Source organism: Atribacterota bacterium (assembly GCA_028717805.1).
GTDB lineage: Bacteria > Atribacterota > Phoenicimicrobiia > Phoenicimicrobiales > Stramentimicrobiaceae > Stramentimicrobium.
Map to the genome: position 1 here is coordinate 1 of JAQUNC010000078.1, position 4,487 is coordinate 4,487.

A 4,487-nucleotide genomic window follows, 5' to 3' on the forward strand; every position below is an offset into this window, starting at 1 on the left:
AGCTTAAATGACGGGGCACCGGGATAAGCTTAACAACAAGCCCTTGTTTCTTTGCTAAACTTTCTGTTTTGATAGCCCCTCTGGTTGAATAAAAGATAACAACGCCTTTTTGTCCTGATTCAGTCATTTTGCTAACCTTTCTGTTTATTTTCTTTTGCTATTATGCTGACAGCTTTAACTGCTTTTTTTATATCTTCATCCGTATTAAAGATACTCATACTGAAACGGACTGTTCCAGTGGGAAAAGTTCCTATGGTCTTATGGGAAGCAGGGGAGCAATGCAAGCCAACCCGGCACATAAGATCATGGTCTTCATCAAGTTTTAAACCGATATCAGAGGGAGATTGATTCTGAATATTAAAAGAAACCACAGCTACCCGGTTTTCAATACTGTTTTTACCGTATACGGTAATCTCAGGTATTTCCTTTAAACCTGAAATTAATTTATTAGTTAAGAACATCTCCTGCTGGTGTATCTGCGTGATTCCTCTTTTAAGAATGTAACGGATTCCTGCATTCAGTCCAGCTATTCCGGCTATATTTGGTGTCCCGCTTTCATACCGATCAGGCAGGAAATCAGGATGGATTTCCGATTCTGACCGGCTGCCAGTCCCTCCGGTCTTGAGAGGAATAATCCTGTGAATATCAACTCTTTCTCCTATGACCAGTCCCCCGGTGCCTGTCGGTCCAAAGAGGCCTTTATGACCTGTAAATGCCAGCAGGTCAATATGTTCCTTTTCCATGTCTAATGGGTAGGCGCCTGCAGTCTGAGCAGCATCAACCAGAAAAAGGATGTTTCTTTTTCTGGCTATTTCACCGATAGAACGAATAGGCAGCAAGGTACCGGTTACATTTGAAGCATGATTCAGGAGAATGAGAGTAGTGTTATCTTTAATAGCTTTTTCGATATTTTTTGGTTCAAGCATACCATCAGTGGAGCAGGGGATAACCTGCACCTGAACACCGTTCTTCCCCAGTTCCCGCAAGGGGCGCATGACAGAGTTATGCTCTACACTGCTGGTGAGGGCATGGTCTCCTGCACGCATTAAACCTTTTAATACCAGATTGATGGCTTCTGTTATGTTCAGGGTAAAAATAATTCTCAAGGGATCAGAAGCGTTAAACAGTTCAGCCAGGTTTTCCCTGCATTGATAAAGAATTCTCCCTGCTTCAATAGATAGCCGGTGTCCTGAACGTCCGGGACTTGCTCCGATATTTTCTGTAAAATCAATAATAGCCTCTAACACCTCTTTCGGTTTAGGATAAGAGGTTGCCGCATTGTCAAAATAAATCATTGTTTTCCTTTCCTGTTTGGTAACCTATTTAGTTATGATTAATAAGTATTCTTCCCCTTGTTCTTTTGCTTCTACCTTCCAGCCATTATTGACAGCCATGCGGATGATGTTATCTTTGGCTGTTCCGGTATCTACCAGTACTTCTAATAATCCTTCTTTCAATTCTGTTAATTTATTCCTAACCTTAACCACCGGAAGCGGACAGGATAGCCCTCTTACATCAAATTTTTCAACCATTAAAATGATACCTCCTTTTTATTCTTGGTTAAATCACTCATACTGAATCCAATGAATAGACAGATAATCAATCCCACGATGACTGCCGCAGGTCCCCAGGCACCTGGCCCGCTGCCGGAGCTGGCGGTAGCAAAATTGTGGGCAAAACCTGCGCCAAAAATCATACCTAAAACAAATACTGCAGCATCAGTATCTCCTTCTCCGGAAAGAAAGAGCTGACGACCAGGACAACCTCCTGCCAGCGTAAAGGCGAGTCCAGCTAAAACCATTCCTCCGAAATTCCAGATCTGATTGGTATGAGCTACAGGCTGGCTTTGAAATCCCGGATTAAATTGTCCCAATATAATATTGCTGATCCAGGCTGCTATCAATAAGCTGACTACCCCTGTAAACAGGTAAGTGTCTTTAATCAGAAGAACATCCCTGGCAGCTGCAACTGTGCAAAACCTGGTTCTCTGAGCAACAAAACCAATAATTAAGGCAATCATCAAGGCAATCAGGACCGGAGCATGTTGAGAACCAGGACCTTCTATACTGAAAAACACAACTCCGGTGGGCAATTGAGTTCTGAAGAGAAGCAACAACAAAAGTCCTGCCATAACTGAAGGTAGAATCCAGCTTGCCAGAGGTCTGCTTCTTTCATTACGTCCCAGATTATAACCGGATTTGATAAAGAAAATACCGATCGAGATGCCAGCTACTAATCCTGCAATGCCGAAGAGGGCATTACCATCTCCGCCGGATAAACGCAGCAGGGCTCTCCATGGACAACCCAGAAAAACGAGAGATCCAGTCATAGCCAGAAAACCTAAGACAAAGCGGATCAGGGGAGATGAACCTCCTCTAGGCTTAAATTCTTTGAAGACCAGGGCAGCAATCAGGGAGCCCAGGACAAAGCCTATAATCTCAGGTCTGATATACTGAACTACCGCTGCCCGGTGAAACCCTAAAGCACCGGCAATATCCCGTTCAAAACAGGCTACACAGATACCCATATTTGCAGGATTGCCTAATTTTTGTAGAACAGTTGCCGCAATACCGATGAAGGCTCCGGTCATAATAATTATTTTTCGGGAAAGAAACCAATTTTTCAAGCTCATAAAATATTTCCTTTCTATTTAGATTTATTTATTGAATTAAAATGATTTTTTCTTTTCTGGAAGGATCTTTTCTTATCTGTCCAATCCTTTTACTGTCAACAAATCCCCCATTTTTTAATAATGATAAGCATTGTTGAGCATCTTCCTCACTGACTGAGATTAAAAGTCCGCCGGAAGTCTGGGCATCATACAACAGTATTTCTTTGGCCGGGTATATTTCTGTTTCTTTTTTAACACCACAGGAAAATGTCTTTTGGTTAACTATACTTCCTCCTGGAATAATATCCTGACAGGCAAGTTCATATGCTCCAGTTAAGATTGGAGTTTTATTTACCTGGATTTCAGCATATAAATCTTTGTTTATCATCATTTCACTGAGATGACCTAATAATCCAAAGCCGGTAATATCTGTCATGCTGTGAATAGCTAAATTTAAAACTTCTTCAGGGATATGATTCAGTTTTCTCATCCAGTTAATGGCATCTGTTGCCTTATTTTCACTGATTATTTCTGCTTTCAGGGCAGTAGAGATAATACCGGTACCCAGGGGTTTGGTTAATATTAATGCATCTCCTTCCCGGGGAGTATGATTTTTAATTATTTTTTCAGGATGAACAGTCCCCAAAATGGCTAAACCGTATTTAGGCTCCTTATCCTGTAAACTGTGGCCTCCGGCAAGAATTGCACCAGCTTCCTGTACTTTGTCCAATCCACCCATGATGATTTCGTTTAAATCTCCTATCTGACTATCGGGAAAACAGGTAATATTCAAAGCTAACAGTGGTTTCCCACCCATAGCATAGACATCACTTAACGCATTGGCAGCAGCAATCTGGCCAAAAATATAAGGATTATCCACTATTGGTGTGATAAGGTCAACTGTAAAGACAATAGCAATATCATGAGTAATACGATACACTGCTGCATCTTCGTTATATTCAAAACTGCTTAAGATATTTTCATCTTTAATATGATTGAATTTCTTGAGAATCTCACCGAGATCCTGATAACTTAACTTTGCTGCTCAGCCAGCAGCAGATACCATCTGCATCAGTCTCTTTTTCTTATCTTCCATCTGTTTCACCCCCCCCTATTTCAGCTTTTTTGGCTTAGCCAGGTCTTTTCGAGTTTGTTTAATATATGATGTGTAAAACCAGACAAGAATAAATTTAAAGGAAATATAACAAGCAAACAGGACATCTGGTGATTAGCTGTATCAGCTATAAATAAGGTTTACTTGGATAATAAAATCAAAAGATTAATGTGATTTGAAGTTGTTGAATAGTGTTTAATTTTAGTAAGGTATTATATAGCCGACCGCTATTTTGTAATAAAACAGCGTCAGCCAGGCACAAAGAAGACAAAAATAGGAAATCCAATTATTCTCAGGTTAGCATACTTATCAGGATGAATTAAGAATTTCATAATTTTCTTCTCTTTCAAAAAAAATTAATAGAAAATTGAAGTGCAAAAAATTATATTATCATTAATTCTATAGCTATTATATTCCTCTGTCAATCTACTTAATAATTTAATTTTCAAAATATTTTAATAATCCATTTAAAAAAATAAATTATCAGGTAATTATTCTAACAACAAGAATGAGACTTTTTTGAAGATAGGATCTTATTTGCAACAATTAGAGAGGCTTGGATTATCAGATCAGCAGGAATTGTTTCATAGGTATGTCCGCCTATTTCAACAGTCCGACAATCTGAAAGGCCGCACGCATCACAACAGGGACTTTGCCCGACATCTCCTTTGATTATATTTTCAATTGGCTGGTCATTTATCCAGATACGATTTGATTGCAAAGGTTCTTTTTTAAATTCTGAAATATTCAATTCTTCTTTTT

General features: G+C 39.4%; 5 protein-coding genes. All 5 read right to left on the reverse strand.

What is annotated here, in order from left to right; translation table 11 throughout:
- Nucleotides 1-131 precede the first annotated feature (131 nt).
- Nucleotides 132-1,295 (reverse strand): aminotransferase class V-fold PLP-dependent enzyme, encoded by a 1,164-nt coding sequence (locus PHD84_10530; GenBank protein MDD5638230.1) that lies wholly within the window; start codon nucleotides 1,293-1,295, stop codon nucleotides 132-134.
- 24 nt (nucleotides 1,296-1,319) lie between these two features.
- On the reverse strand, nucleotides 1,320-1,532 hold the full coding sequence (locus PHD84_10535) for a sulfurtransferase TusA family protein (GenBank protein MDD5638231.1): 213 nt from the start codon (nucleotides 1,530-1,532) through the stop codon (nucleotides 1,320-1,322).
- Nucleotides 1,532-2,632: a YedE family putative selenium transporter gene (gene yedE / locus PHD84_10540; protein MDD5638232.1), complete on the reverse strand. Its 1,101-nt coding sequence runs from the start codon at nucleotides 2,630-2,632 to the stop codon at nucleotides 1,532-1,534. The genes PHD84_10535 and yedE overlap by 1 nt, the downstream gene beginning before the upstream one ends.
- A gap of 28 nt (nucleotides 2,633-2,660) precedes the next feature.
- The gene (selD, locus tag PHD84_10545) at nucleotides 2,661-3,707 is read right to left on the reverse strand and encodes a selenide, water dikinase SelD (protein MDD5638233.1); all 1,047 of its coding nucleotides are present in this window, start codon (nucleotides 3,705-3,707) and stop codon (nucleotides 2,661-2,663) included.
- Between the two features lie 514 nt (nucleotides 3,708-4,221).
- On the reverse strand, nucleotides 4,222-4,487 hold a 266-nt coding region (locus tag PHD84_10550), incomplete at its 5' end, for a DUF2703 domain-containing protein (GenBank protein ID MDD5638234.1).

Excerpts from the sequence above, each read along its gene's own strand:
- PHD84_10530 (MDD5638230.1), bottom strand. The coding sequence starts at position 1,295 with ATGATTTATTTTGACAATGCGGCAACCTCTTATCCTAAACCGAAAGAG.
- yedE (MDD5638232.1), bottom strand. The coding sequence starts at position 2,632 with ATGAGCTTGAAAAATTGGTTTCTTTCCCGAAAAATAATTATTATGACC.
- PHD84_10535 (MDD5638231.1), bottom strand. The coding sequence starts at position 1,532 with ATGGTTGAAAAATTTGATGTAAGAGGGCTATCCTGTCCGCTTCCGGTG.